This is a genomic window from Nocardia sp. NPDC052254, from assembly GCF_040679495.1.
Lineage (GTDB): Bacteria > Actinomycetota > Actinomycetes > Mycobacteriales > Mycobacteriaceae > Nocardia.
The window spans coordinates 83,193-105,835 of sequence record NZ_JBFAUW010000020.1 but is presented as its reverse complement, the minus strand read 5'-3'; the positions used below and the strand labels follow the sequence as shown (position 1 = coordinate 105,835).

General features: G+C 66.3%; 20 protein-coding genes, 2 tRNA genes and 1 pseudogene. 9 read left to right on the top strand and 14 right to left on the bottom strand.

Features of this window, described 5'->3' with window-relative positions; genetic code table 11:
* Positions 1–92 (top strand): annotated as a pseudogene (locus tag AB0L57_RS30450) (Long-chain-fatty-acid--CoA ligase); the annotation flags it as partial.
* 139 nt (positions 93–231) lie between these two features.
* On the opposite strand, the gene AB0L57_RS30445 reads toward AB0L57_RS30450, so the two are convergent.
* A complete protein-coding gene (locus tag AB0L57_RS30445) occupies positions 232–765 on the bottom strand; it encodes a transglycosylase family protein (RefSeq protein WP_364969505.1) in 534 nt (177 codons plus the stop codon).
* Positions 766–1,478: 713 nt separating this feature from the next.
* On the opposite strand from AB0L57_RS30445, the gene AB0L57_RS30440 reads away from it, so the two are divergent.
* Positions 1,479–1,552 (top strand) — tRNA-Met (locus tag AB0L57_RS30440).
* Positions 1,553–2,037: 485 nt separating this feature from the next.
* A tRNA-Met gene (locus tag AB0L57_RS30435) sits at positions 2,038–2,111 on the top strand.
* 57 nt (positions 2,112–2,168) lie between these two features.
* Here AB0L57_RS30435 and AB0L57_RS30430 read toward each other — a convergent pair.
* A complete protein-coding gene (locus AB0L57_RS30430; RefSeq protein WP_364969503.1) occupies positions 2,169–2,402 on the bottom strand; it encodes a hypothetical protein in 234 nt (77 codons plus the stop codon).
* 372 nt (positions 2,403–2,774) lie between these two features.
* Between AB0L57_RS30430 and AB0L57_RS30425 the strand changes: the two genes are divergently transcribed.
* From AB0L57_RS30425 to AB0L57_RS30415, 3 genes are all read left to right on the top strand, one after another.
* Positions 2,775–3,185 (top strand): hypothetical protein, encoded by a 411-nt coding sequence (locus AB0L57_RS30425; RefSeq protein WP_364969501.1) that lies wholly within the window; start codon positions 2,775–2,777, stop codon positions 3,183–3,185.
* Positions 3,186–4,148: 963 nt separating this feature from the next.
* Positions 4,149–5,012 carry an SDR family oxidoreductase gene (locus tag AB0L57_RS30420; RefSeq protein WP_364969499.1) on the top strand — a complete coding sequence of 288 codons (864 nt, stop codon included), beginning with the start codon at positions 4,149–4,151 and terminating at the stop codon, positions 5,010–5,012.
* Positions 5,013–5,152: 140 nt separating this feature from the next.
* Entirely contained in the window at positions 5,153–5,854 is a 702-nt protein-coding gene (locus tag AB0L57_RS30415; protein WP_364969497.1) for a type 1 glutamine amidotransferase domain-containing protein, read from the top strand.
* 115 nt (positions 5,855–5,969) lie between these two features.
* Here AB0L57_RS30415 and AB0L57_RS30410 read toward each other — a convergent pair whose 3' ends face one another.
* From AB0L57_RS30410 to AB0L57_RS30400, 3 genes are all read right to left on the bottom strand, one after another.
* Positions 5,970–7,241: a cytochrome P450 gene (locus AB0L57_RS30410; protein ID WP_364969494.1), complete on the bottom strand. Its 1,272-nt coding sequence runs from the start codon at positions 7,239–7,241 to the stop codon at positions 5,970–5,972.
* Positions 7,242–7,258: 17 nt separating this feature from the next.
* Positions 7,259–8,410: a styrene monooxygenase/indole monooxygenase family protein gene (locus AB0L57_RS30405; RefSeq protein WP_364969492.1), complete on the bottom strand. Its 1,152-nt coding sequence runs from the start codon at positions 8,408–8,410 to the stop codon at positions 7,259–7,261.
* Between the two features lie 130 nt (positions 8,411–8,540).
* Positions 8,541–8,720, bottom strand: a complete 180-nt coding sequence (locus AB0L57_RS30400) for a hypothetical protein (RefSeq protein WP_364969491.1) — start codon at positions 8,718–8,720, stop codon at positions 8,541–8,543.
* 252 nt (positions 8,721–8,972) lie between these two features.
* Between AB0L57_RS30400 and AB0L57_RS30395 the strand changes: the two genes are divergently transcribed.
* The gene (locus AB0L57_RS30395) at positions 8,973–11,504 is read left to right on the top strand and encodes an AAA family ATPase (protein WP_364969489.1); all 2,532 of its coding nucleotides are present in this window, start codon (positions 8,973–8,975) and stop codon (positions 11,502–11,504) included.
* A gap of 20 nt (positions 11,505–11,524) precedes the next feature.
* Here the strand turns inward: AB0L57_RS30395 and AB0L57_RS30390 are convergent, their stop codons facing one another.
* Positions 11,525–12,421 carry a cation transporter gene (locus tag AB0L57_RS30390; RefSeq protein ID WP_364969487.1) on the bottom strand — a complete coding sequence of 299 codons (897 nt, stop codon included), beginning with the start codon at positions 12,419–12,421 and terminating at the stop codon, positions 11,525–11,527.
* A 137-nt stretch (positions 12,422–12,558) separates the two neighbouring features.
* Here AB0L57_RS30390 and AB0L57_RS30385 point away from each other — a divergent pair, with 137 nt between their 5' ends.
* Together AB0L57_RS30385 and AB0L57_RS30380 are read left to right on the top strand one after the other, a co-directional pair.
* Complete coding sequence (locus tag AB0L57_RS30385; RefSeq protein WP_364969486.1) at positions 12,559–12,762, top strand: hypothetical protein; 204 nt, start codon at positions 12,559–12,561, stop codon at positions 12,760–12,762.
* Positions 12,763–12,953: 191 nt separating this feature from the next.
* Positions 12,954–13,772, top strand: a complete 819-nt coding sequence (locus tag AB0L57_RS30380; protein WP_364969485.1) for an alpha/beta hydrolase — start codon at positions 12,954–12,956, stop codon at positions 13,770–13,772.
* A gap of 114 nt (positions 13,773–13,886) precedes the next feature.
* Here AB0L57_RS30380 and AB0L57_RS30375 read toward each other — a convergent pair whose 3' ends face one another.
* The 8 genes from AB0L57_RS30375 to AB0L57_RS30340 all read right to left on the bottom strand — a co-directional run bounded on the left by AB0L57_RS30375 (position 13,887) and on the right by AB0L57_RS30340 (position 22,516).
* Positions 13,887–16,313: a hypothetical protein gene (locus tag AB0L57_RS30375; RefSeq protein WP_364969483.1), complete on the bottom strand. Its 2,427-nt coding sequence runs from the start codon at positions 16,311–16,313 to the stop codon at positions 13,887–13,889.
* Positions 16,314–16,705: 392 nt separating this feature from the next.
* Positions 16,706–17,602 carry an RNA polymerase sigma factor SigJ gene (gene sigJ / locus AB0L57_RS30370; protein ID WP_364969480.1) on the bottom strand — a complete coding sequence of 299 codons (897 nt, stop codon included), beginning with the start codon at positions 17,600–17,602 and terminating at the stop codon, positions 16,706–16,708.
* Positions 17,599–18,783 carry an FAD-dependent oxidoreductase gene (locus tag AB0L57_RS30365; RefSeq protein ID WP_364969477.1) on the bottom strand — a complete coding sequence of 395 codons (1,185 nt, stop codon included), beginning with the start codon at positions 18,781–18,783 and terminating at the stop codon, positions 17,599–17,601. The genes sigJ and AB0L57_RS30365 overlap by 4 nt, the downstream gene beginning before the upstream one ends.
* A 300-nt stretch (positions 18,784–19,083) precedes the next feature.
* Positions 19,084–19,584, bottom strand: a complete 501-nt coding sequence (locus AB0L57_RS30360) for a nucleoside deaminase (RefSeq protein WP_364969474.1) — start codon at positions 19,582–19,584, stop codon at positions 19,084–19,086.
* Between the two features lie 22 nt (positions 19,585–19,606).
* Complete coding sequence (gene cynS, locus AB0L57_RS30355) at positions 19,607–20,077, bottom strand: cyanase (protein ID WP_364969471.1); 471 nt, start codon at positions 20,075–20,077, stop codon at positions 19,607–19,609.
* A 53-nt stretch (positions 20,078–20,130) separates the two neighbouring features.
* Positions 20,131–20,712, bottom strand: a complete 582-nt coding sequence (locus tag AB0L57_RS30350; protein ID WP_364969469.1) for a carbonic anhydrase — start codon at positions 20,710–20,712, stop codon at positions 20,131–20,133.
* Between the two features lie 99 nt (positions 20,713–20,811).
* Positions 20,812–21,696 carry a transcriptional regulator CynR gene (cynR, locus tag AB0L57_RS30345; RefSeq protein WP_364969466.1) on the bottom strand — a complete coding sequence of 295 codons (885 nt, stop codon included), beginning with the start codon at positions 21,694–21,696 and terminating at the stop codon, positions 20,812–20,814.
* 52 nt (positions 21,697–21,748) lie between these two features.
* Positions 21,749–22,516 (bottom strand): hypothetical protein, encoded by a 768-nt coding sequence (locus AB0L57_RS30340; protein ID WP_364969463.1) that lies wholly within the window; start codon positions 22,514–22,516, stop codon positions 21,749–21,751.
* Between the last annotated feature and the right edge of the window lie 127 nt (positions 22,517–22,643).

Sequence of the window (22,643 nt, the reverse complement as noted above, 5' to 3'; positions counted from 1 at the left end):
GCTACCCCGCCGACACCGACATGCGGCCGGCGGCCTGGGGCAGCTGCGGACGCCCGTTCGGCGGTATGGAGGTCCGGATCGCGAATCCCGAAGACTGACGCCGCCGCGGGCAACGGATACGGAAACGAGTGCGGCGCCGCCATCATCATGATGGCGGCGCCGAACTCGTTCGAGTCGCAGTCGGTTCGCGCGGTCCCTACCGGTTCCGACGGCGAATCCCCACTACCGGCCTCAGCGGCCCAGGGTGTCGATCAGACCGCTGTTCTGGTCGAGGACCTGTTGGAACTGCGGGCCGTATCCGTACTGCTGAGCGGCCTGCTTACCGGCCTCGGTGGCCTTGCTGACCAGCTCCTGGCGATCGGTCGGCAGCTGCGCGGCCGGCTCGGGCTGCGGGGCGGGCGCCGGCTGGGTCTCCTCGGCCGGGGCGTAGCGCAGGTACTGGCCACAGACCGGCCACGCACCGGGGCCCTGGGTGTCCAGCACGTTCTCCGCGACGCGGATCTGCTCGTCCTTGCTGGCGTTCTGAGGCGAGCCGTTGCCACCGTTGGCGTTCCAGGTCGACTGCGTGAACTGCAGTCCGCCGTAGTACCCGTTACCGGTGTTGATGTTCCAGTCGCCGCCGCTCTCGCACTGCGCGACACCGTCCCAATCGTGGGCGGAGGCAGCGGAAGCGGTGCTGGATGCTGCGAACGGGACGGCAACAAGGGCGCCGGCGACGGCGGCGAAGCCGAGAGCGCGACTGCTGATCTTCCGGTTCTTGTTCATGGTGGTGTCCCTCCCTGCGCCCGCCGGCCCGGCGATATCGCCGCGTCCCTGCCCCCAGGAGGTCGGGGATCCCCGGACCGCGGGGCAGGGTTGCCGGTGTGCAGCGGTTCGGGTCGGAGCCCATCACGAGGTCGATCCGGGCCGCAGACGACCATAACGAACATATTTCAACAGATCACGTCTTGATAACAGCGACAATTGCATGAAGCGAATAACCCGATTCCATACGTTGATGCAGGTTGGCTATGCCAAGTTTGATCATTTTGAACCGTTGTTATGCGGCCGTGATGTGCGATGAATCACGCCAAAATTGTGGTCCGGGTCACGTTTCTTCGGTGTGAAACTTGGAAACGCGCGCGTTTCCCATGCTTGCGCTTCTGTCTCGTCCGGACGAAGGCGACTGTGCGAGGTTTTCGGCTCGCCAATTTCGGATCGCGTCCTTGCCTCCTGATGTCCGCAACCGGTTCGCGCCCGGTTCGGTCGAGGTGCGTGCTCGAGGCCGGCTCCGTGATTCGCTGCGGGTTGCCCCGGTCCGTTGTCGACTGCCGCGAATCTCCTGGGGGGCGTCTCGAGATGTGGGATTTGTCGGGGGATTCCTTCGCTGAGCCAGAGTCTGCGGCGGTCGGCAAGATCATCGATTCGGGCTCGGAAACCCGCCTTGATCATGCGATTTGCGATGCTCTCCCACTCGTGTGTAATGTTGTGTTCACCGACGCGGGGTGGAGCAGCTCGGTAGCTCGCTGGGCTCATAACCCAGAGGTCGCAGGTTCAAATCCTGTCCCCGCTACTAGGGAGAATGGTCCCGAAACCAATGGTTTCGGGACCATTTTTCGTTGACGGAGTAATGCGCGGATCGGTGTGACGAACCGAGAGTTGTCCGGGGCCCGCTCGATCGTCAGCACGTATTTCCCGAAACGTGTGAGCGTGCGGCGCTGCCATCCGGCGGGTGTCAACGGCCGCGCGGTCGGTCACCGCACAGGTGTCGAATTCGGTGCTCATCGCGGTGCGCCAGGTGCCGGTCGGTGGCGAAGCCCGCCGGCAACCGGGACGCGATACCCGGGCTGAACGGTCACCTCGAAAGTTCCAGCATTCCCGCGCTTTTCGGAAGACCGCAAACCTTTCGGGAACCGCGCCGGCTCCACGACGCCTAGGTGAACGGCCACCGATTCCCGGGAACACTGGCAGCGCGGACAGCGGTCGGCACGGTATTCGCGCTGTACAGCGGCCGTTTTGGTGATCCGGCCCCCGGTGCCGTAGGGTTGGTCCTACCGACGCGGGGTGGAGCAGCTCGGTAGCTCGCTGGGCTCATAACCCAGAGGTCGCAGGTTCAAATCCTGTCCCCGCTACTAGGGGAAGCGGCCCCGGAACCATGGTTCCGGGGCCGCTTTTCATTCTGTTGCGCATCACGGGTCAAACCGAGTGTCAGCTGTGCCGTGGTGTCCCGCCCAGTAGATGCGTGGCGGCTGTGGCAGCGTCTTCGGGCATATCGACAGCTCCGCCGCCGTGGTGGCGTCGATCGTCACAGCATTGGCCTGCTCCTGCCGCTGGTACGCAGTCGCAGCCTGCCGGAGGGTGGTCGCGAAATCACCGACGGTCGTGCCCCATCGCCCCAATGCCGCACCGGTGTTCGCGCGCATCGACGACAATCGATGTCCCACCCCCGGGTGCCGATCGCGCCCGTATGTGCGGGATTCACTTGTGCGGCTGCCGAATCGACCGCGACGGCCATATCGGGCACGGCCTGCCCCGAGATGCCAGATTGGTGGCGGGCCGCGCGCCTGAGACGCCTGGGTGCAGATCTGACTCTGAGCAGGTGAACTCGGTCCCATGCCCGAGTGTGGAAATTCGGTGTCGCCTACCGCAGCCGGCCGGCCGAAGTCAGCGAGCAGCGATCCGTTGGGCCGGTGAGGAGTTGAGCGCCCGAGTGCTGACGCCGGCCCGCGTGTGTATAACTCCATGGTCGGCCACCGCGCAGTTGGCTGTCGGCCCCGACAGGTATTGGGTGAAGGATGGTCATCCAAGCAGTGCCGCAACAGAATCCAGCATTCTGGTCGCGGCGCGCGATCGAAAGCTGGCCGGCTTCCATCCGGCGTCACCATGAAGGGGGATGGATGAAGCCCGCGCAAGAGTCCGAGGCGACCGTCGAACCCGACCGGCCGGGCATACAACGCTCAGTGCAACGCAACTGGTGGCGCGGCGGTTACGCCCGGCTCCTGATTTCGCAGGCCGTCTCGACCATTGGTGACCGCATCAGCTATGTCGTCGTGCCGTTCTGCCTGCTCCTGGTAGGAGTCTCGGCATCGGGTATCGCGATCGTGCTCGCCGCGCGTGCCGTTGGTTATGCGCTCGTCGTGCTCCATGGTGGTGTGCTGGCAGACCGAGCCAACCGCACGCCGCCCGGTGCTGAGCGACCTGCGTGAAGGCTGGATGAATCTCGTATTGGGCCTCTTGGTCACCGCATTCGGGCTGGGCAGCTCCGTGGTGGGTCGACGCACAGGATCGCGACTGTGCCGCGGTCTATATCTGCAGGTCTGGATGCATACCGACGGTCACATGAACAGCCGACACGGCTACCGCTGCTGACGATCGTTCCGACGAGGGGCGTCGGAAACTGAATGACGCCCGGTCGTGCGCGCGATCATTCGGAAAGTGAGTTCGCATGTAGCCGAATCCCTCGCCCGTGCGGCAGAACTCGAGACCGAATTATCTACTGATTCCGTGGGGGCTGTGGCCAGGTTATCGGAGTCGCAGAATATGAAGGGAAGTCCCAAATGAAAAGAGCTTTTTCGCTGGAGTGACTTTGACAATTCCAGTGCGTCCAGTCGAGTCGAGCCCGGCATCGGCGGCGAGGGTGAGTATTCGGTCCAGGTGCCGATCGCGACCGGCTGGTCGTTCACCGGAGTTGTCTCGCTGCCGGTCCGGAAACCTTGCGTTGCAGCAGATTCGCGACGCGAACATGCGAGCGCCGAACGCGGCGTCGTAGCAACCGCGGCACGCTCGCTCGTCGCTGAGGCTTCCGCGGACCCGCACAACGCCCTTGCCGCACCCGGCGACCGGTCGATCCTCGTCGAATCGATCCGGGATCCCTTCGATGTACCCGCCGCGGTCACAGTCGGCGGCAACCGAGGGCGGGGCGAATGCGGCCCGCTCCGTCACCGACCGTGCGACCTTGATGTGGCCGACGCATCTGTCATTTCCTCGGTGCCGGGGCTACCATTGTTCACGCATTTCGGTTGGAAAATCAGGCGGTAGGCCCCGGTGCGAGGCTGACGATTTCGCGGAAACGCCGACTTGTCCGATTAAATTCAGTCGGTGACAAGTGGAGGGTGGCATCAGGGCTCCATGACACGCGCGGTCCGGAATTCGGAGACGGAGATGTCGATATGGGTGATTCTGCGTACCGGAAGGTCTTGGTCACCGGAGCGGGCACCGGGTTCGGATACGAAGCTGCTATGCGCTTGGCGGAGAAGGGATTCGACGTCATCGCGGCGGTCGAGATCTATGCCCAGGTCCAATCCCTGAAGCGGCATGCGGCCCAGAGAGGAGTCGATCTGCGTGTCGAGAAGCTCGATGTCACCCACGCCGGAGACCGTCGCAAAGCCCTGGGCTGGGATGTGCAGATTCTGGTGAACAACGCGGGAATCGGCGAAGGCGGGTCGACGGTCGATATTCCGGCGTGGAATATCAGACATCAGTTCGAGGTCAACGTCACCGGACCGCTTCTACTTACTCAGGGAATTGCCAAACAGATGATCGGCCGCGGTGGCGGGCGTATTGTGTGGGTCTCCTCTCGCGAGGGGCTGAACGTCAATCCCTTCACCGGTTTGTACTCCGCCTCCAAGCACGCGATCGAGGCGATCGCGGAGACAATGGCGGATGAGCTACAGGAATACAATGTCGAAGTCGCCACGGTCAATCCGGGCCCGTTTCTGACCGGATTCAACGACCGGATGTTCCAGACCTGGCAGAGCTGGGAGGACGACCCGTCCGGACGACTTTTCGACTACTCGGAGCTGGCCTTTCCGCGGGCGCAGTTCGATCCGGAACCGGTGTACGCGACGTTGACGGCGGTAGCCGCCGGCGAGCTCGACAACTTCCGCAACCTGGAGCCCGGGTCGATGCGGGAGGAGACCATGCGTCTCCAGCAGGTGCCCTGGCAGCGCAAGATCGCCGACGGTCTCGGGACTCGGAATGAAGCCGTGCAGCGTTCCTACCGGATGCAGCCCGAGACCCCGGTCGGGCGCTGAAAGATATCGGCCGGCAGGCCGTGATCGGCCTCGTCCGCAGTGGCACCCCGAAGGTCCACCCGCGGGTCCGCACGGGATCTTCGGTGTCCACCCGTTCACCGAACTCGACGACCGCGCAGGAATCCGAGAGGAGTTTCCCGATGGCGAAGGTTCTTTTCATTGTCAGTGGTGCCAGTTACTGGGTGGTGAAGGACGGTTCGCGGTATGCGACCGGCTACTGGGCCGAGGAGTTCGCGAATCCGTATCGAGTACTGATCGATGCCGGGCACGAGGTGATCGTGGCGACTCCGAACGGTGTGGTTCCGACGCCGGACATGATGAGTCTGCGGCCGGCGATGGCCGGCGGTATCGACGGAGCCTTGCGGTTGGAGTCGATCATTCGTGAGGCGGAGGCGTTGCGTCGGCCGCTGCAGCTGTCGGACGTGCGCCTCGAGGACTACGACGCGCTGTATCTGCCCGGTGGGCATGGTCCGATGGCGGACCTGGCATTCGATGCGGACTGCGGGCGGCTGCTGCGACAGCAACTGGCATCGGGGAACCCGCTGTTCATCGTTTGCCACGCCCCGGCATCGATCCTGTCGACCCGGATACACGGCGAGTCACCGTTCACGGGCTACCGCATGACGTGCTTCACCGACGAGGAGGAAGAGGCCGTGGGTGTCGCGGCGATCGCGCCATGGCTGCTGGAGACCGATCTGAAGGCGAAGATCGGGATCGAGTTCAGTCGCGGTCCGATCTGGGAGCCCTACATGGTCGAGGACCGGAACCTGATCACCGGACAGAACCCGGCGTCGGCAGCTGTCCTCGGGGCCCGGATGGTCGAGATCCTCGAGGGCTCGTGACCCAGAGGGCGCACGTTCGAATCCTGTCCCCGATACCGATCAGGCCAGTGGCTGTGCGCGCCGATTTCGAGGTCGTGGCCGCGTACGGTGGCGGAGGCAGCCCGCCCGGTGGCCGCTACGGGAGGCTCTGCGGGTCGACCGGTGTGGTGTCCGGCGGGTATCGGACGGGCAGGGTCGTCAGGGCTCGGTGAAACGGGCCCGGACGCCAGCGCAACTCGCTTCGGGGCACTGCCAAGGAAAGTTCGGGGATCGCGTCGAGGAGTTGATCGATGGCGTCCTGGGCGATCAGGTAGGCGGGCTGGCGTGCGGGGCAGGCGTGCGGTCCGGCTCCCCAGGCCAGATGCGCACGATTTCCGGTGTGGTCGCCGTTGTTGATGTGGGGGTCGTTGTTGCATCCGGCCAGGCTGACGACGACCGGCTGATGGGCTGGGAGCCACATGTCTTCCAGCAGTACCGGCTGGCGGGGATAGGTGATGGAGAAATTCGCCATCGGGGGGTCGTTGAAGAGAACTTCATCGAGTGCGTCGCGGGTGGACAGGCTGCCGCCCAGCACATGCCCGGCCAGCTGGTCGGAGGTGAGTATCAGCACCAGGGTATTGGCGATCAGATTCTGCAGCGGTTCGATGCCGGCGCCGTAGAGAACGACGATTTGATGGATCAGTTCGGTCTCGTCGAGTGCGCTGGAATGGGCAAGCAGTCGCGATGTGATGTCGTCACCGGGTTCGCGGCGTTTGAGTTCCACCAATTCCAGTACGGCCTCGGCCAGTTGCAGATTGCTGTTCTCGGCGTCGACTCCATCGAAGACACCCGCGGTGGCGACGGCGATACGTTGCCCGATCTCCGGTGGGCAACCGAGCATGGTGTTGATTGCTGCGAAGGCCAGCGGGAGAGCGTAATCCGCGACCAAGTCCGCACTCTCCCGGCCGCGGAAGCCCTCGATCAGGCCCATCGCGATCTGTTCCACCGTCGCATGCAGACCGTGCAGATCGACGCCGTTGATGGCGGCCGTGTTCGCGCCGCGGTAGCGCTGATGCTCGATTCCGGTGCTGCGCAGTGCATTCGGGCGCCACTGCAGGATCGGCAACACCGGGCAGTCGGAGGCGACGGTCTTCTCCCATGCCCGCGGGTCGGCGGGGAAATGATCGGGGTCGTGCAGGATCTGCAGTCCGGTTCGATACCCGACCGCGAGTGTCGCCGGCACACCCTGAGCAAGTTCCACCGGCACGAGCGACCCGTAGCGTTCCCGCATCGCCCGATAAGAGCGATGCGGGTCCGCGGCGAACTCGGCCGAGTGCAGCTTCACCCGCTCGGTATCGGCGTCGGCGGGGGACGGACGTGGCGCGTGATGGCCTTCGTCCGGGCGATCTGCATGCGGTGAGGCGGGCACGGGAAACTCCTATGTGCTCATCTGGCCGGGTCCACGAGTGCCAGATTTGCCGGCCGAATGAATGTATCAGCGAATGCGTCGGCCAGTGCGGAGTCGTCCGCGGCAGCGAACATGAGATCCTGCAGCGCGGGTGGCGGGTCGAGTACGGCCTCGGTCCAGCGTGCGGCGGGAAGGGCGACGTCGCGCAGCCAGGCATCCGCGGTCCGAGTCAGCCAGGCCTGGTCGAAATTTCCGTCGAGGTTGTGGAGTATCTCGTTGCCGTAGTGGAATCCGCATCGAACAGCGTTGTTGGCCCCCTGTGCGCCACCGGGATCCATCCGGCACACCACGTCCGCCGCACCGAGCACCGGGGTGCCGGAGGGGAGTGTGGTCACCGGGTGCCGCATCGCGGGAGTGACCGCCCCGGCCAGGGTGGCGCCGGCGTCGGTCAGTTCGGCATCGCGGAAACGATCGGCCAGATCGGCGGGAAGGTGCTGTCGGATCAGCGATTTGGCTGTCGCGAGCCGCTCTTGCGGGGTGGTGGCGCTCGCGAAGGCGGCATCCAGTGCCGAGCCGGCGATACCTTCGAAAAGCACCATCTCGCACCGGCGTTCATGACCTTGCCTACCGGTCAGGCCGGGGTAGGAGATGAATTCGCCGAGTCCGGGCAGCGCGACATAATTCCCACGGTTGTGCGCATCGGGCTGCACACCGTCGAGATAGAGCACCGACAGCTGACGTAACGGTCGGCTGGATACGGGCCGTGCCGTGTCCGTGGCGAAACGAGCGAGGAGGTCGCGGTCCGCTCTGGTGACGACCGTCAGGTCATAGGACTGCGCGCGGCGGTCGATCTCGTCCAGCGGGAGTTTGGCGACTTCGAGGTCGCCACCCGCATCGGCGAACGCCGACATCCAGCGGCTGAATGTCGTCCGCTGGTCCACGCTCTGGGCCGGTCGGCTGAACCGCCCGGTCCAGCCGAGTTTCTGTTCGCCGTCGACAACCATGCGAAAAGAAATTCCCGAGATCTCGGGTGCCTTCGATCGCCAGAAGTTCAGTCCCGCAGCGGCTTCCATGTCCAGCACGGGAGGGAACTTGACCTGTGTGCTCATGACACCACCCGAGGCCACGGATTCCGCGTCGCGGTCGGCCACCAGGTGCACATCTGCCCGGCCGAGCAGTTGGTGCGCCAAAGCGAGTCCGCATTCTCCTGCTCCGAGGATCTGCACTCGATACATTGAGAGCCTTTCGCCAAATCTCATCGCGATCCGACCGCGGAAGTCATTCCGCGGTCGGATCGAGCCTGGTAGGAATGCGGCTGAGTCACGCCCACAGCCGGGCACACGGCAAGGGCGGGAGCGCGGCGATGCAGCTCTCGCCCGGATCGAACTCGATCGTCACCTCGGCGCCGGTGGGCGCCATCGCCGCTCCGAACCGTCGAGCGGTGGATTGTTCGGCGCGGTAATCGAACTGTATCGCCGGGTTGGTGAAGCGGACACTCACCCGGCACAGGGTCGATGCCCGCCGCAGGTGCCGGACCCTGCCTGTGGCCGGTGTGGGATCGCTGCACATGTGCTACTCCGCCGCATTCCGTTTACATGACTTGTGTCGCTTGCGCGTGCCTCGACCACCATCGCCGGGAAGAGGCACGGTCGGCATCGGTGGGTACCGCCACACACGTAGGTACCTTGTCGCATGCGATACGGCTCGCTCTGCGTAGGCATCATGGCGGCCGCGGCGGTAAGGTGCGGGGCTATGCCACCGCGCCGCCGAAGCAGTGTGCCGTCACCTGCTGACGATTTCATCGGTCGCGAACGCGAGTTGGACCGACTGGCGACCCTGCTGCTCGGGTCTGCCCGATTGATCACGGTTCTCGGACCCGGCGGGATCGGCAAGACCCGTTTGGTCGCCGAAGCGGTCCACCGTTTCCGTCGACCGGGCCAAGCGCCGGTGCCGTGGGTACGTCTGGCACGCCTTCCCAAAGACGCTGGTGCGGCCGCGGTGGAGGACGAGGTCGTGCGCTCTGTGGTGGACAACGATTTCTCCGGCCGCCCGCCCTGGCAGGCACTCGTGGAAACCATCGAAGACAGCCCCTCCCCGCGGCCACTGCTGATCATCGACAACTGCGAGCATGTGGTCACCGAGGCCGGCAAGCTCATATCGGATCTTCTCGAGGAGCTTCCCGAGCTGGTGGTGCTGGCCACGAGCCGGGGCCGGATCGGGTGGGTGGACGAGCAACTGCTGCACGTCCCGCCACTGAGCTCCGCGCACGCCGTGGAACTGTTCCGACGTCGCGCCGAACTCACCGGAACGCGCATCGAGGACAAAGGCATCACGACGGTGCGGTCGATATGCGGGCACGTCAACAACCAGCCGCTGCACATCCGGCTGGCGGCGGCCCGGCTGTATCGACAGCCACTGCCCGCGATACTGCAGGACCTCAGTGGTGAGCCCGCGGATCGCCGATTGCTCTGGTCGGACGAGACGCAGCTCGGTGCGGATGAACGTCACCGGGGAATCAACGAGGTCATCGCGTGGTCGTTCGACTTGTGCGGAGAGAAGGAACGCCTGCTGCTGGAGCGGATGTCGGTGTTCGCGCCCGGTCACGACAGCGAGCAGGACAATGACGACGGCTACGGCGTCGAGGTCGGCGCGGATGTCGATGCGGTGCGGGCCATCTGCAGTGGGCCCGACGCCACGGGCGCGGCACTCGACAGCGGCGACATCCAGCGACTGCTGGATCGGCTCACCGACCAGTCACTGGTCTCGCTGCACCTCTCCGGTGACGAGGCCCGGTATTCGTTGCTCGAGAGTATTCGAGTCTTCGCGCAGCAGAGATCCGCGCTTCGGGCGCGTGGCGAGGTGGCTCGTCTGGCGGCCCGGCATCGCCGCTATTACCGCGATCGGGTGGTCGCCGCGAACCAGGCATGGTTCAGCCATCGAGAACGTGAACTGCTGAACTGGGCTCGTGCGTCGTGGGACGATCTCCTGCTGGCGATCGACGGCAGCCTCGGTACGCCGAGCGAGGCGGTGGTCGGACTGGAGATCGTGGTCGGGATGATCGCACTACGGGTCCCATTCTTCCGGGGGTCGTTGCGAGAGTCGCGCAGCTGGGCGGAGAAGACGCTGGATGCCTCTCGTGTCGCGGATCCGCAGCCGGTCCAGATGCAACTGGCGACGACGGCGGCGATTGCCTGGATCTGTCTGTGCCAGGGTCTGCCCCGCGACGCGGAGCGCAGGATTCGCGAATGTGCCGACATCTGCCTGGAGGACGCCGAGACGCGCGATGCGTGGCTGGCCGACCCGGTGCCCGACCGTGGTGTGCCGGCCGAGGCGGAATTCGCTGCTGGTTGCCACCTGTTGCTGGTTCGCCAGGATGCCCGAGCGTCGGTGGTGCTGGAGCGTGCGCGCGAGAAGTTCTCCGCCCTCGAGCAACCCGGTATGGCAGCCATGAGCGAGCTGTTCGAGGCTCTGGCCGCGGCGTTCCTCATGCCCGAGCGGGAGGCGCTCGACATCACCCGACGTCACTTGGACAACGCCGCGCGATCCGGCGGTGAATGGGCGAAGTCGTGGGCAGAGATCGCGTGGATCGTCGCCGAGACCAAGCATGGGGATCTGCGTGCCGCGGTGTCGGCGGCGCGGTCCACGCTGGCCCGTCAAATTGCCATGCGTGACTCGTGGGGTGCGGTGTGGACCGTCCACGCCTACATCTGGACGCTGTCGTACATGGTCAGCAGTTGTCCCGCAGGCGCGCGTCCGCCGGCACCGGCAGACGCGGCCGCGGTGGCCAAACTGCTCGGCGGCGCCGAGGCGATGCGCAGGCAGTTGGGGGTCGACATCGACAATCTGCGCCCATTCGCCGTGGAGACCGATATGGCCGTGGGGCGCATACGAAAGATATTGGGCGCAACCAAGTTCGATACATTGGTGCAGGAGGGCAGATTGCTTCGCCCGCCGATGGTGGAGGTCGCACGGCTTGCGCTCGCTGATTCGCCGACGCCACAGCGGTCGGCGCAGCCGACGGTGCAGCACGCCGCGGCGAAGCTGTGGAAACAGCTGTCACGCGCCGAGCAGGAAGTGGCGCTGCTGGCGGCCGCTGGATGGACCAACACCGCCATCGCATCCCGGCGGGGGAGTTCGCATCGCACCGTTGATACTCAGGTTGCCGCGGTTCTGCGCAAACTCATGATCGGCTCGCGCGATGAGATCGGGGCCCTGGTACCGCCCGACCAGAGCAGTCTGATCGCTCGGGAACAGGAAAACAGATCGCGAGCGCGTCCGTCGTGAGGGTGCGGTGGTCTCGCCGGTCACCTTGCCCATTGCACCCACCGGCGCTGCGCGGTGAAGACGACCGATGTCGAGTGGTGATAGCCCAGCATGGTGAGCCGCCGGTCGATCTCGGCGCGGATGTCGTCGAAGGAACCGACATCGCGGCTCGGAGTGGCCGGACCGAGGACGAATGCGAATTCGAGGTCGAGGCGGGACCCGACGGTGCCGGCACGCACCACCGACTCGTCGAATCCGTGCGTCACCCGGACCTCGTCGCACAGCCGCTGCACCTGCGATACGACCGCGGCCGGTGCGGCCATGGTGAGGATCTGGCGCATTGCGTCGCGAAACAGGTGAACCGGAATCCAGAGGTAGACCGTGGACACGATGATCACCAACGCCGGGTCCACGTAGCGCGCCGGTACCTCGTTGCCGGTCCGGACCAGCGCGAGTGCCACGGCGAATCCGGCCAGTGTGATCAGGCTCAATCCGGCATCGCCGGCCCATTCCGCCGCTTCGGCCCGCACCAGCCCGGAACCGGCGCGGGCGGCACGGAACAGGACCAGCGCGACCACGATGCTGAGCAGTGCCGCCGTGATCGCATACATCAGCGCCGACTCCGCCGACACCGCCCGGCCGCCGTGCAGAATCTCGCGCACGGCATTCACCGACCCGTAGACGCAGAGTCCGCCGAGCGCGGTCGCCTTCACCACGATCGCGACCGGCTCCCATGTCTCCCGACCCCATGGATAGGCCGCGTCGGGCCCCTTGGCCACCGTCCGCTGCGCGGCCACCGACAGCGCCGAAAGGCCGACACCGACAAGTGAATACAGACCGTCGAACACGATCATCTGAGACCCGGCCGCCAGTCCCCACACCAGCGCCATCACCACGAACACCACCGAGGCCCACAGGGAGAATGCCAGTGCGCGCATACCGGCCAGGCTACGACCCGGCAAACTCATGCGTGCGGGTATTCGCCGCTGCGGCTCGCGGTTCCGGCAGACGCGTCCGATCCACCTCCCGCCGTCGTCCGGGAATCCGCTCGTTCCAGGAGTGCGAGAATTCGGCGATGGATGACTACACCACGCACAAGCAGCGCGCCGAGGCACTGCTCGGTGGCCTCACCGCCGGCGACGCGGTCAGCGACGCGGAGCGGCGGAACGTGATCGCACAGGCACAGGCACATGCTGCCCTCGCGCAGGCGGAAGCCCAGTGGGCGACCGCGGAGGCCATCCGCGCACTCGCGACGTTGCCGACACGAAGCGCGGTCTGAAGGAAGCCGGCCGCGCGGGTCACCCGGGTCTCATGTGCACGACGGGCAGGCACACAGCCTGCCTCGACCGTGGTATCCGCGGGCGAGCGATCTGCCATCGGCAGATGCGTGGAATGGTCGAAGTGGACGAGTTCGGAACACCATGACATTCGTACAAGACGGTGCGACGAGACTGCGACGAAGATGTCGGTATGAGCGAATCGAGACCCGCCCGGACGGGCGATGGCGCGACAGTCCATGGGTTGCACGTTGTCATCGACGGGGCCCCGGCGGCACCGCCGTTGTTGCTCATCCACGGTTCGGGCGCAACCGGTTCGACGTGGTCGCCGGTGGTGCCGACGCTGGCCACGAAGTATCGGGTGATCACGATCGACCTTCCGGGATGCGGCCGATCCGAGCCGGCGTCCACGTACGCCGTTGCGCAGCAGGCGGATCGGACGGCGGCGGTGCTGGACGAGCTCGGGTTCCGGAATGTGAAGGTGGTGGGTCACTCCAGCGGGGGATACGTCGCCACCGCCCTCGTGGAGCGTCGTCCGGACCTGGTCGGTGAGCTGGTTCTGGTCAGCACAGGGCCGAGTCGCACGGCGCTCTTGCCCGAGCCGACGATCGTCAAGGTGCTCGCCTCGCCGCCTTTCGGGCCGCTCGTGTGGGCGATTCGTACCGACTCGATGATCCGCCGTGGACTGGCGGCGACCGCGGCGGCCCCGATCACGGTGCCCGACGCAGCTGTGGTCGATCTGCGAAGGACGACCTATCGAGGGTTGCGAGCGATTCTCGCCGCCAACATGGACTACCTCGTCGCGGGGACCGTGCCCGAGCGCCTCATGGCCGCCGGGAAGCCCCTGCTCGTGATCTTCGGGGACGCCGACCCTCGGTGGGACCCGACCTCCGCACACCAGTACGAGGCGGTGCCGGGTGCCAAGCTCGAATACCTTCGCGGCATCGGGCATGTGGCGATGCTCGAGGACCACGACGCCCTCGCCCGCTCGATACTCGGTCACACACTCTAGACGGCCGCCGCAGGCTCCGGCGGCGGTGGCCGCCGTTCCCGGTGAATACTCGAAACTCGTTGTGGTTTGCGCCATTTCATAATCAGCAGTCCTCGAATCCCGGTCCGGTCGCCGCTACCTGCTTCCGTTCAGCAATGCTCCCGTGGGGTCGAACTCCGGACGTCTCGGGGCACGGGGTCGATTGCGCCTGGGCGGGGCGAGCGAGTTCCAGGGCGTTCGCTTCGATCCGGCGGCCCACTGATCGGTATTCGCCGCATCGGAGATCACTCGCCTGGCATTGCGCAGACGGTCCGGATCGGACGGATCGGCCAGCACCTCGTTGACGCTCACGAGGGCACGCTGGGCGTGTTCGTTGCCGATCCACTGCATCATACGAGCGGCGTCGGCTTGGCTGATTCCAGCCAGATCCCCGCTGGCCGCGGACAGGTCGCCGCTGGTGAGCCGTTGCAGTTGGTGGATCTTCGCTTCGGTCGGGGAGTTCATGTAGTCGGTGACGAACCGCGTCTGCCGTCCGTGCGGCACACCGCCGTCGAGAGTGACGCCACCCGGATTGGCGCGGCGATAGCGGAACGCCGCCGCCTGCAGAGTTGCCATATCCGCGGCGACCTCGGCGGGATCTCCCCCGCCCCCGGTGAGACGCAGCGACGAATCCTGAGCGCGTTGCACGGCCGCCACCACGTGGCCGAGGTGCTTGTCCGCGAGGGTCCAGTCGTCGGCGTTGCCGTCGACGATGCTCCAGGAGCGAATGGCGTTGAATTTGACGGCATCGTCGGTGAATCCCGCGACGGTGAGTGCCGCCCACGCGTCGGACATCTTGCCGCCGACGTCCTCCACACCCTGAAGGGCCGCCGCGGCGCCGCGCACGGTGTTCACCCCGCCGGTCGCCTCCGCCGCGCGGCGGGCCGCCATCACATACATCCGACGATGCATATAGGACTGGGCGTAGACGCCGGAGTCGCCGCCCACGCCCGGTGAACCCCAGAACCGCCACTGGCCGACCTGTGCCGCGCGCTCGGCGCGCGAGAACGGCCGCAACGGCGAGCGGGTCGCACCCCACAACCATTCTGTCGCAGGTGAATTGCTCACCGTGCTCACCGCGGCGAGGGCCGGCAGCAGACCCGCGCGCAGGGTGTGTGTGGCCCCGGTCTCGCCCATGCCGAGCGCATGTGCCCCGCTACCGGAACCGGAACTTCGAGCACCTTGGCCCTGGACGGTCAGCGCGAACCGGTTGGCGATCCATTCGTTGCCGCGATCGAAGGCGGCACCGAGCTTGCGCAGCTGCAGGATGGCGATGATCTCCACCAGTGCGCCGACCAGGAACACGATCGTCACCTGGTCGCCGGCCAGCCGGAACAGATCGTGCAGGATCAGCACGTACACGCCCAGGAATATGGTGTACGCGGTCATCCGCGCGGCGGCGACGAATCCGTCCACCACATTGCGGATCAGGAAGGTCTGGGTCGGCCCGTAGACGAATCCGCCTGCCGCGAAACCGAAGATCGACATCAGGCCGTGGTAGACCGTGTCGAGCGCGGCGCGTAATACCTTGATCGCCAATACGGCCCCGAACGCCAGCAGGATCGCACCGGACAACAACAGCAGCAGTCCGGTGCCGACCTGCTCGAAGCTCGGATTCTCGATCGATTCGCGGGCGGCGGAGTCGCCGCAGCCCGCGATACCGTGCTTGACCCGATCCTCACTGCCCGACGAGATTGCGGCCGACCAGGCCGTCCGGCAGGCGGAGCGCTCGTCGACGATATGCCCGAAATTCCAGACCTGGAGTGGACGACGCGCGAAATTGTCGGTCAGTGTCGTCTGCATCGACGCGACCATGTTCGCCGGGTCGGAACTGCTCTGTCCGTCCAATCCGGCCGCGACCGCGATGCCGAGATCGCGTCCCTTCGCCAGTAATCCGTCCTGCGACAACACATCCGCCAGCGGTTCGGCGAGAAAGACCGGACCGATCACCGCGACGGCCAGCATCGTCACCACTTGGACCGTCGCTTTGGCGTGGAAGCCGCGCACGACGAACCAGGCGACACAGAACGCGCCGATCGTCGCGGCCGTGACCAGCATCATCGGTGTGGCGAGTTGTCCGGACAGGCTGTGCGCCACACCTGTGAGCGCCTTGTCGAAGAGGTCGAGCCACCGGAAACTCAGCGCGTATCCGATCAGCCAGATCGCGGTGATCACCATGATCTTCCAGCCCGCGAATTCGAGTCCCAGCACCGTGGAGACCGCGGAATTGCCCGGGTGCAGAATGCTGCCGTGATCGGTCGCGAACAGGTAGCTGGAGACCGGAACATGTGACGAGTCGGTCAGATTCGTCCACGCCAGGGAGCTGCCGGTGGACGAGCCGGCCGAGTGGTCACCGTTGTCCGCCAGGGCTGCCGAGCCGAGCACGCCCGGAAATACGAACAAAGCGAATGAGATCGACACTGCCGCGGCGATCCGCCGACGTCGTCGGGTCGGCAGCAGTCGTGTGCAGACGTGCCGAACCGGGAACCAGATGTCCACCACCGCATCCTGTTTCGTCTTCACGCCACCTGGGCGCACCGAACGTGACCATCGCAAAAGAACGTGACCACGTCGGCGGTGCGTCGCAGCACTCATCGGGGCTGCTCGACAGTCCCCGGTAGATTCTTCGACGCTAATCCGCTGTCGTGAACGGAGATTTCCGTGTCGGTGAACTGAGCTGAACGGAAAGTGCTGAACCAGTTGGTATCTCGTTCGCATCACGATGGCGGATGTTCACCCGGAGTTCGCAACCCTCGCCGGATCGGAACGCAATGTGTTCCGGGCCAATGGCGTTCGTCGCGACCGGGGCGAGGCCCGGCGAGCCGCCGATTGATCCGCGGGCTCTGCCGGTCGTCGGGGAGAGCCTGAACCCCGGCGCGACACCGGCCCGGAACCAGAAGGTTTCGGGCCGGTCGCTATCGGCTGATCCGGTGCGGGACGGTTGCCGCGAGTAGTTTGTCCGGGTTCCGGATGGCGTAGAAGTTGGCGATCCGGTCCCCGGCCATCTCGATCAGGTAGACGCTCTCCAGTCGGCCGTCGCGGTGCACGGCCAGTGCGGGGGTGTGGTTGCAGTTGATCGTTTCGATGCGCAGTTCCGGGGTGCTGCCCAGTTTGCGGAACAGGCGCATCAGGTAGTGGGCGACATTTTCGGCACCTACCACCGGCCGGCGTACGGCGACGGCCTTACCGCCGCTGTCGGCGGTCCAGGTGGCGTTCGGTGCGAGCAGGGCGAGCAGGCCCTGGGTGTCACCGGTGCTCACCGCGGCCATGAACTGTCCGGTGATCCGCTCCACCGTGGCGGCGTCGGCGGGGGTGAAACGCTGCCGGCGGGCCTGGACGTGTTCGCGGGCGCGATGGGCCACCTGACGTGCCGCGGCGACCGATTTGCCTACCGCGGCGGCGACCTCGTCGTAGTCGAAGCCGAATACCTCGCGCAGGACGAATACCGCGCGTTCGTCAGGGGTGAGGGTTTCCAGCAGCACCAGCATCGCCATCGACACCGATTCGGCGAGCACCAGATCGGCCGCGGGATCGCGCTCGTCGAGCAGTAGCGGTTCGGGCAGCCAGGGACCGATGTAGTCCTCACGCCGCCGCGCCCCGGCCCGCAGGGCATTGAGTGCCTGGCGGGTCACCAGGCGCGCGAGATACGACTTGGTGTCGCGCACGGTCGTGAGATCGACCGCCGCCCAGCGCAGATAGCTGTCCTGCAGTACATCGTCGGAATCGGTTGCCGAGCCGAGGATTTCGTAGACGATGGTGAACAGCAGCGGTCGCAGCAGCGTGAATCGCTCGGCGTGTTCGTCGGTGATCATGCCGAGGTGATCCGGGCGGATGCGGGCTGTTGGGGGCGCGGCCCGCCCTTGGGCCACATCAGCGAACCGGGCCCGCGGGCCTCGCGGCGGATTTTCCCGACTCCGATCTTGCAGGTCACCTCCTTGATTCTGGCACCCGCGCGACCGCCGATGTAGAGGTTCATCGCCGTGTCGTCCTTGTGCGCGAGCTGCCGGATCCCCGCGCGGCGGCCGAGACTGACGCAGGTCCCGATCAGGGCCAGGTCGATGACCGCGGCTTCGGTACCCGCGATGTGGCTGAGCACGGTGTCCGCGGCCCGCGCGCCCAGTGCGCCGGCGGCCTGTGAACTCATCCGCAGAGGTACGCCCGACGGTGCCGCGGCGTCTCCGGTCGCGACGATGCGGTCGTCGTCGATGCTGGTCAGGGTCTCGTCGGTGAGCAGGCGTCCCAGTGGATCGGTACGCAGCCCGCTCGTGGCGGCCAGCTGTGGCACAGCGAAACCGGTGGTCCAGACGGTGCGGGCGCTGGGGTGTGCGGCGCCGTCGGCGAAGAGCACCGCATCCGGGCGGACCTCGGCCACCCGCTGCTTTTCGAGGACGGTGACACCGTGGCGCGACAGCCATTTCGCGACGTAGCGGCGTCCCGGCTCGCTCAGCGACGGCATCAGGGTCCCGCCGCAGACCAGGGTGACCGCTCGGCCTCGTTCGGCCAGTTCGGCGGCGGTCTCGATACCGGTCGGGCCGCCGCCGACCACGACGATCGGCGCCTCAGGACCGAGCTGCTCCAGATCGGCTCGCAGCCGCTGCGCCAGTTCGAACTCTGCTATGGCACAGGCGGATTCGGCCGCGCCCGGGACCGAAGGTACCGCCGCGGCGCTGCCGACCGCGTAGACGAGATGGTCGTAGTCCACGACGCTGCCCGAAGCCAGTGTCACGGTGCGCTCGACGCTGTCGATCCGGGTCGCGCTGTCGACGACGAGCCGGATGCCCGCACCGAGCAGTGTGCCGTACTCGATGCTCGCATCACCGGTTCCGGCCACGAACTGATGCAGCCGTATCCGGTCGACGAAGTGCGGACGGGGGTTGACGAGCGTGATGTCGGTATCGGGCCGCATCCGCAGCCGGTTGGCCGCGACGGTCCCGGAATAGCCGCCGCCGATCACGACGACGCGTTGCGTTGCGTTGCTGTTGTTGTCGGTCATGCCCTCTGGACACCGCAGGGTGATCGAACATGACATGGCCGATGGTGATGTGCGTCACTGCACGGGCGTCGGGGTTCGAGCGGCAGGCAGGGTGAAAGCCGCGGTGCGCACGACGTCGTCGTGACGGAAATCGAGGAACAGACGGTAGATGCCCGGACCCGGGACCGCGGTGTGGGCATCGTGTCCGGCGTGCGCGTGCCACGCTGGATCGGTCGGCGGCCGAGGAGCCGGAGGCCGCGCGCGGCGACGTGGCCCGGAACGTATTCCGTTCCGGGCCACCGTTGTTCGTATCGTGCGTGCCTACGCGGAGGTGGGTGCTCCTGCCACCCGGCGCTCCCCGTTGTTGCGCTCCTGCCAGCGACGGTAGACATCGACGGCGTCGTCGCGGGATTCGTGCCGCATCGGCAGGCGGCGCCGATCCCACGGCTCGGCGAACTCGCCGTAGAAGGTCTCGAGTTCGAAGTACTTGCGATCGTCGACGTAGTGCGGTGCGTAGGCCTCGCGGGTGGTCAGGAACACCACCTCGGCGGGGGAGCAGTAGTACAGCGCGCCCAGGCACATCGGGCACGGCAGCGCCAGGATGTAGATCGTGGCGCCGGTGAGGTGCTCGGTGCCGAGTGTCGTGCACGCCTCGCGGATCGCGAGAATCTCGGCATGTGCGGTGGGGTCGTTGGTCTGCGCCACCAGATTGGGACTCTCGGCGAGAATGTCGCCGTCCTTCACGATGACCGTGGCGAACGGCCGGCCGCCCTCCTCGACGTTGCGGCGTGCGAGGTCGATGGTGCGCTGTGCGAAATCCATTGTGGTCCTTCCGGGGAGAAGCTCAGAACGGCTTGGTGGGCAGGTACTTGCCGTCCAGGGTGATCACGGCACGCTCGCCGCCCTCCGGATCGGCCACCTTGCGCACATCGAGCTTGAAGTTGATCGCGCTGATGATGCCGTCGCCGAACTGCTCGTGGACCAGCGCCTTCAGTGTGGTTCCGTACACCTGCAACATCTCGTGGAACCGGTAGATGGTCGGATCCGTCGGCACCCCGCCGGGAATCGATCCCCGGGTCGGAATGGTCTGCAGCAGCGTCGCGGCCTCGTCACCGAGACCGAGCAGATCCGCGACCGCGTGTGCGGCCCGCTCCGGCAACGGATGCTGGCCGAGAATCGCCGCGGTGACGAAAGCCGTGGAATATCCCGCGGTTTCGGCGATCTGCTCCCAGGTCAGATCCTTGGCGATCTTGGCCTCGACCGCGGTGGTGGCCAGTGCCTGCCGGGCGGTGGGGTCGAATTGTGCGTGCACCATGAGGTGATTCCTTTCGGGTTGTCGCCGGACGGTGGGCTCCGGCGGGACGGTTCTCAGGCGGCGGCGAGCCGATCGGCGCCGACGATCGTGACCGCGCCGCTGCCGATGTCGAAGACCCAGCCCTCGACGGTCACGGTTCCCGCCGCCAGCGCTCGGGCGACCGCCGGGTGGGTTGCCAGATTCGCTTGCTGCGCGGTGACATTCGCCTCGATCAGCGCGTCGGTGGACAGATCCTCGCAGCGCGCCGCGGCCGCATCGGCATGCCGCAACCAGGCGGCCACCGCCGGTACCGAGCTCAGATCGTGTCCCTCGGCGAGTGCGGTCATCGCACCGCAGCCCGAATGTCCGCACACCACGATGCGGCCGACGCCCAGCACGGTGACGGCGTACTCGATACTGGCCGCCACGCCGTCGGTGCCGGGACCATGGGCGGGAACGAGATTGCCCGCGGTGCGGATGACGAACAGTTCGCCCGGCCGGCTGCTGGTGATCAGTTCGGGTACGACGCGTGCGTCGGAACATCCGATGAACAGGGTGTCCGGCCTGTGGGTCGTGGCCAGCCGGGTGAACAACTCGGCCTGGGCTGGAAATACCGTGTCGCGGAAATGCCTGACACCGGTCGCGAGGTCGTGCATGGATCGCTCCGTTTCGGGTCGCCGGGGAACTGATTCCAGCCTGCACGACCTGGAGCTATAGCGTCCAATATTTGTCTTTGATGGTAACGATAGATTTACTCAATAGTTTTCTGCGACGGTCCGCAGGATCGCGGTGAAGGCGCGCGCTGCGGCCGAGTGGTAGGCGCTGTGGCGGCGCAGCAGTTCCACGGTGCGGATGGGCAGCGGCGGCTCCAGTGGTATCGGGCGCAGATCGGGGTGCGCCCGGGTGACCGCATCGGGCAACACGGTGGCCAGAGTGCCCCGGTGGACGAATTCCAGTAGTGCGCTGATCGAATTGGCCTCGATCGCGATCTCCGGAGTCACCGCGTGGTCGTCGAAATACCGGTCGATGTGCAGGCGGGTCGCGAAGTCCGCGCTGAGCAGGCCCAATGGCTGTCCGGCGAGTTCGGTCACCGGCAAGGCCGGCGTGGTCGCTGCCAGCGGGTGGTCCGGGCCGACGACCAGGCTCAATTTCTCGGTGAACAGCGCCGTGTGCTCGATCCCCGCGGCATGCGTGCCGGTGAACGCGATCCCGAGATCGAGCCGGTCGGCGGCCAGGTCCGCCTCGAGCCGATCCTGCGTCGTCTCCCGGACGGTCAGGGTGATCCCCGGATGTTCGCCGCGGAACCGGTGTACCAGCGGCCCGATCAGATATGCGGTGAAGGTGGGCGTCGTCGCGATCCGCAGATGTCCACGGCTCAGATCCTGTACATCGTGGACCGCGCGCTCGCCGGCGTCGAGATCGCGCAATGCCAGCCGGGCGTACCGGGCGTAGGCATCCCCGGCATCGGTGAGCCGCACCGTGCGGCCGGACCGGTCGAGCAATTCCACGCCCAGGGCGCGCTCGAGCTGTTTGATCTGCTGGGACAGCGTCGGTTGTGAGATGTGCAGCGATTCGGCCGCGCGGGTGAAGTTCCCGTGGTCGGCCACCGCGAGCAGATACTTGATGTGGCGCAACTCCATCGCGTAACTATAGGCGGTGTCGATGGATTCTGTGAAAACTATCGCTGTGAAGCTATCGAACTTGTTCGGCGCCCGACCCCGGAACCACGCGTACCGTTGCCGACCGGCCTCGGTCCGCCGCGGGGCTGCCCGCCGGCCGCCGATTGTGGTTCCACTGGGCGAGCGCTGCCGCGGCCGACACGATCGCAAGGGCGCAAGCGGTCAGCGCCCAGCCGGTGAGTCCGGCGTTGGCGTAGGAATCGACCGTGCTGCCCGGCATCGGATACCTGCCCTTGCCCGAGAGGGCGCGGTAGACGAGCCCCGCTTGGCTGCCCAGGTCTCCGCCGAGACCGACCATCGCTTTGAGGTCGGGTCCCTTGCTCTGGAGGTGGAGCACGTCGAAAACTACCGAAACAGCCACGGCCACAGTCGATGTGGTGGCAGCGATGTGTATCGGCCTGCTCCCGGCGCCGCGCATGATGAGCAGGACGGTGAAGACCGTCGACGTGACGGCGACGACGATCAGCGGTGGCCACACGCTGGTGAGCTGAGCCAGCCGCGGCCCGGACTTCGACCAGATGTTCAAATAGGTGGTGCTGGCGTGAATCTGGCCGAACGCGTTGGCTTCTGCTCGACCGTCCCACCCACCCGCGGTGAGCCACGGCCGGAACATCAGGGCGAAGACGACCAGGCTCCCGATCCCGCCGCAGAGATAGCCCGCGGTTCCGCTGGGTATCGACGGCAAACGCGTGCGCGTTGCGGTGGAGTCCGATGGCTGTGGACGCGGCGCCTCCTGTCGGTGGCCGGTCCGGCTCTTCTGCCACGGGTTGGATTGTCCCACCGGCTCAATCTAAGCGGCGGTGCGCACACGTCCGGGCCGTGTCGCACTGCTCCCGGCAGCGTCGACAGCGTCACGGCGATGCTCTTCCTGTGCCTTTGCCGCAACGGACCTGCCGAGGTCGACTTTT

Bases quoted from the DNA above. Each gene is read 5' to 3' on its own strand.
- AB0L57_RS30445 (WP_364969505.1), bottom strand. From the start codon at position 765: ATGAACAAGAACCGGAAGATCAGCAGTCGCGCTCTCGGCTTCGCCGCC.
- AB0L57_RS30430 (WP_364969503.1), bottom strand. From the start codon at position 2,402: ATGCGCGCGAACACCGGTGCGGCATTGGGGCGATGGGGCACGACCGTC.
- AB0L57_RS30425 (WP_364969501.1), top strand. From the start codon at position 2,775: ATGGTCATCCAAGCAGTGCCGCAACAGAATCCAGCATTCTGGTCGCGG.
- AB0L57_RS30420 (WP_364969499.1), top strand. From the start codon at position 4,149: ATGGGTGATTCTGCGTACCGGAAGGTCTTGGTCACCGGAGCGGGCACC.
- AB0L57_RS30415 (WP_364969497.1), top strand. From the start codon at position 5,153: ATGGCGAAGGTTCTTTTCATTGTCAGTGGTGCCAGTTACTGGGTGGTG.
- AB0L57_RS30395 (WP_364969489.1), top strand. From the start codon at position 8,973: ATGCCACCGCGCCGCCGAAGCAGTGTGCCGTCACCTGCTGACGATTTC.
- AB0L57_RS30390 (WP_364969487.1), bottom strand. From the start codon at position 12,421: ATGCGCGCACTGGCATTCTCCCTGTGGGCCTCGGTGGTGTTCGTGGTG.
- AB0L57_RS30385 (WP_364969486.1), top strand. From the start codon at position 12,559: ATGGATGACTACACCACGCACAAGCAGCGCGCCGAGGCACTGCTCGGT.
- AB0L57_RS30380 (WP_364969485.1), top strand. From the start codon at position 12,954: ATGAGCGAATCGAGACCCGCCCGGACGGGCGATGGCGCGACAGTCCAT.
- sigJ (WP_364969480.1), bottom strand. From the start codon at position 17,602: ATGATCACCGACGAACACGCCGAGCGATTCACGCTGCTGCGACCGCTG.
- AB0L57_RS30365 (WP_364969477.1), bottom strand. From the start codon at position 18,783: ATGACCGACAACAACAGCAACGCAACGCAACGCGTCGTCGTGATCGGC.
- AB0L57_RS30360 (WP_364969474.1), bottom strand. From the start codon at position 19,584: ATGGATTTCGCACAGCGCACCATCGACCTCGCACGCCGCAACGTCGAG.
- cynS (WP_364969471.1), bottom strand. From the start codon at position 20,077: ATGGTGCACGCACAATTCGACCCCACCGCCCGGCAGGCACTGGCCACC.
- AB0L57_RS30350 (WP_364969469.1), bottom strand. From the start codon at position 20,712: ATGCACGACCTCGCGACCGGTGTCAGGCATTTCCGCGACACGGTATTT.
- cynR (WP_364969466.1), bottom strand. From the start codon at position 21,696: ATGGAGTTGCGCCACATCAAGTATCTGCTCGCGGTGGCCGACCACGGG.